This is a genomic window from Sandarakinorhabdus sp. (assembly GCF_031422795.1).
Taxonomy (GTDB): Bacteria; Pseudomonadota; Alphaproteobacteria; order Sphingomonadales; family Sphingomonadaceae; genus Sandarakinorhabdus.
On sequence record NZ_JANPML010000129.1, the window covers coordinates 1 to 3,880 of the forward strand.

The following is a 3,880-nucleotide window of genomic DNA, read 5'->3' on the forward strand; positions in this document are numbered from 1 at the left end:
CCGGCCTGTGGATATCGGGGACAAGTGCCGCTGCGGCAAAGAAGGCGCGTGACCCCGGTTTGTTCCCCTCGTATGGTTGAGGGGCATAAGTGACAATGAGCGAGTTTCGCATGACTGATAGTAGTGCTGGCCTGAGAACGGTTGATCCTTCCGTTGCCGATCACGGCACCGATTCTGCCGGCAGTGGCGACGCTCTGGCGGCGACCCTTGCGGCCGGCGTGCTTGCTGAAGCGGCTGCCTCGGCAGCCGCCGCTGCGGCAAAGGCCAGCAAGCCGGGCTCCAAGGATATTTTGCCGTGGAAATTCCCGGTCACGCTTGATCGCAGCCGCGATGCGCTGTTGACCGATTTCGGCAAGGATACGCTGGACGATCGTTATCTGCTGCCGGGCGAATCCTATCAGGATCTGTTTGCCCGTGTTGCGGCCGCCTATGCCGACGATGCCGAACACGCCCAGCGCATCTATGATTATGTCAGCCAACTGTGGTTCATGCCGGCGACTCCGGTGCTGTCCAACGGTGGCACCGGGCGCGGTCTGCCGATCAGCTGCTATTTGAACTCCGTGTCCGACAGCCTGGATGGCATCGTTGGCACCTGGAACGAGAATGTGTGGCTGGCATCGCGCGGCGGCGGCATCGGCACCTATTGGGGCAATGTGCGCGGCATCGGCGAGCCGGTCGGCCTCAACGGCAAGACCAGCGGCATCATTCCGTTCGTGCGGGTGATGGATAGCCTCACCCTCGCCATCAGCCAGGGCTCGCTGCGCCGCGGGTCGGCGGCGGTCTATCTCGACATCAACCATCCGGAGATCGAGGAATTCCTCGAAATTCGCAAACCGTCGGGCGATTTCAACCGCAAGGCGCTGAACCTGCACCACGGTGTGCTGGTGACAGACAAATTCATGGAAGCCGTGCGCGACGGCAACAAATTTGATCTGATCAGCCCCAAGACCGGCGAGAAGCGCGCCGAAGTCGATGCCCGCGCGCTGTTCACCAAGCTGGTGGAAACTCGGCTGTCCACCGGCGAGCCCTACATCATCTTCATCGATGAAGTGAACCGCACCATGCCCAAGCACCAGCGCGATCTGGGGCTGAAGGTGTCGACATCGAACCTGTGTTCGGAAATCACCCTGCCCACCGGCACCGACCATCTGGGCAATGATCGCACCGCCGTGTGCTGCCTGTCGTCGCTGAACATCGAGACGTGGGATCAGTGGCACGACCAACCGCTGTTCATCGAGGATTGCATGCGTTTCCTTGATAACGTGCTGCAGGATTATATCGATCGTGCCGAACCGGCGATGGCGCGTGCCGCCTATGCCGCGATGCGTGAACGCTCGGTGGGCCTGGGCGTGATGGGTCTGCACAGCTTCTATCAGGCGCGCGGCCTGCCGTTTGAAGGCGCCATGGCCAAAAGCTGGAACAAGAAGATCTTCAAGCACATCCGCGCGCAGGTTGATCAAGCGTCGATGAATCTTGCTGTCGAGCGTGGCCCGTGCCCGGACGCCGCCGACATGGGCGTGATGGAGCGTTTCAGCTGCAAGATGGCCATCGCGCCGACTGCGAGCATCTCCATCATCTGCGGCGGCACTTCGGCCTGCGTCGAGCCAATTCCAGCCAATGTCTACACCCACAAGACGTTGTCGGGCAGCTTTGTCGTGAAGAATCCCTATCTGGAAAAGCTGTTTGTTTCCAAAGCGAAGAACAGCGATGCCGTGTGGAACTCCATCCTGGAACGCGGCGGTTCCGTGCAGCATCTGGAGTTCCTGACGCCGGATGAAAAGGCCACCTATCGCACCGCCTTTGAAATCGATCAGCGCTGGCTGATCGAGCTGGCGGCCGATCGCACGCCGTTCATCGATCAGGCGCAATCGCTGAACCTGTTCATTCCGGCCGACGTGGAAAAGTGGGACCTGCTGATGCTCCACTACCGGGCCTGGGAACTGGGTATCAAATCGCTTTATTATCTGCGTTCGATGAGTGTACAGCGGGCTGGGTTTGCCGGCGGCGTTGAAGCCGACAACACGGCAATGGCCCCTGTCATTCAAGTCGAGCGGCGTGATTATGACGAGTGTCTCGCTTGTCAGTGAAGCGTTTGAGCTTGCCCCGCCATACCGCGGGGCGATCCACCGGCCGGGATGCTGCCCGGCTGGACGGTGAGGGGGTCGTGGCGATGCATTCCACGACGTGTGGCCACGACCCCCTCCCAACTGTTGGCCAAAAGGCTGTTGAAGCCGGGGCCATTGTTGTGAGTGGGCGTGCCTTCGGCGGGATGCGTATGGTCTCCAGCGGGTGTTTGTCGATGCCTTCGGGTGTTGCGGCGCTGCAGGCGAAGTTCTCGTGTTCCACGGTCGGTGCGGGTGCAAGGCGCACCGACCGTGCAACATTTTCCTCGCCTTCGCAGGCGTTCCGGGCCGGCCCACTGATGGTCCGGGCGTTTGCGAAGGGCGGGTGCAGGGGGCAAGCCCCTGTCCGTCGAAGGCCTAGTTTTCAGGTTGTTTCATCCATCATTAGCGCAGGATTTTAACTATGCCGCTGCTTCAGGCATCCAAATCGTACAAGCCATTTGAATATCCTTGGGCTTATGATTTCTGGAAACGTCAGCAACAGATCCACTGGATGCCCGAAGAGGTGCCGCTGGGCGAGGATTGCCGTGACTGGGCGCAAAAGCTGACCGATCACGAGCGCAATCTGCTCACCCAGATCTTCCGCTTCTTCACGCAGGCCGATGTCGAGGTGCAGGATTGCTACCACGACAAATATGGCAGCGTGTTCAAGCCGACCGAAGTCAAGATGATGCTGACCTCGTTCTCCAACATGGAAACGATCCACATCGCGGCCTACAGCCACTTGCTCGATACGATCGGCATGCCCGAAAGCGAATACAGCGCCTTTCTCAACTATAAGGAAATGCGCGACAAACATGATTACATGAGCACGTTCGGCGTGGGCACCAACGAGGAAATCGCCAAGACGCTGGCGATGTTTGGCGGCTTCACCGAAGGGCTGCAGCTGTTCGCTTCATTCGCCATGCTGATGAACTTCCCGCGCTTCAACAAGATGAAGGGCATGGGCCAGATCGTTTCGTGGAGCGTGCGCGATGAATCGCTGCACTGCGAAGGTATCGTGAAGCTGTTTCACGCCTTCTGTGCTGAAACCGGCGTGCTCAACAGCCGCATCCGCGACGACATCGCCGACGTGTGCCAGCGCACCGTGCGCCTGGAAGACGCGTTCATCGATCTGGCGTTCGAACAGGGCCCGGTTTCCGGCATGAACCCCAAGGATATCAAGCGTTACGTCCGCTACATCGCTGATTGGCGCCTGAAACAACTCGGTCTGCAGCCGATCTACATGATCGAGGAACACCCGCTGCCGTGGCTCACGCCGCTGCTGAACGGTGTCGAACACGCCAACTTCTTCGAAGCCCGGTCGACCGAATATTCCAAGGCCGCCACCAAGGGCGACTGGAACGAAGTGTGGACCGCCTTCGACGGCCGCAAGGCCGCCAAAACCGCCAGCGAAACTGCGCCGGCGAACACGGATGATGCGCAGGGTGGATTGCTTGGGGTCGCTGCAGAATAAGCGATGCCTCCGGCGGGCAGGGACGCAGTCCCTGCACCCATTTGTTTTTGATCATGCTTTTGCGCCCGCTCTGTCCAATTGAGGACAGGGCGGGCGTTTTTTCGCAAGTGTCGGCGCGCGCTCCACCTTGCGCTCGTTCCGATATCGCAGACCATTTCAAACGAACGGGTGCAGGGACTGCGTCCCTGCCCGCCGGAGGCCCTATCTTCCTTTCCCCCAAAAAGGAACTTGCCTTCGCTCAGCTCAATTTCCGTCCTACCCACACGACTCGGCCGATGATGTGGATGGCGCTGGGGTCGCA

2 protein-coding genes are annotated in these 3,880 nt (G+C 59.9%); both read left to right on the plus strand.

Annotated features, from left to right (window positions below; translation table 11 throughout):
* Positions 1 to 110 precede the first annotated feature (110 nt).
* A complete protein-coding gene (locus tag RMO81_RS04860; protein WP_310474632.1) occupies positions 111 to 2,087 on the plus strand; it encodes a ribonucleoside-diphosphate reductase subunit alpha in 1,977 nt (658 codons plus the stop codon).
* 439 nt (positions 2,088 to 2,526) lie between these two features.
* Positions 2,527 to 3,579 carry a ribonucleotide-diphosphate reductase subunit beta gene (locus RMO81_RS04865; protein ID WP_310474633.1) on the plus strand — a complete coding sequence of 351 codons (1,053 nt, stop codon included), beginning with the start codon at positions 2,527 to 2,529 and terminating at the stop codon, positions 3,577 to 3,579.
* Positions 3,580 to 3,880: the final 301 nt, after the last annotated feature.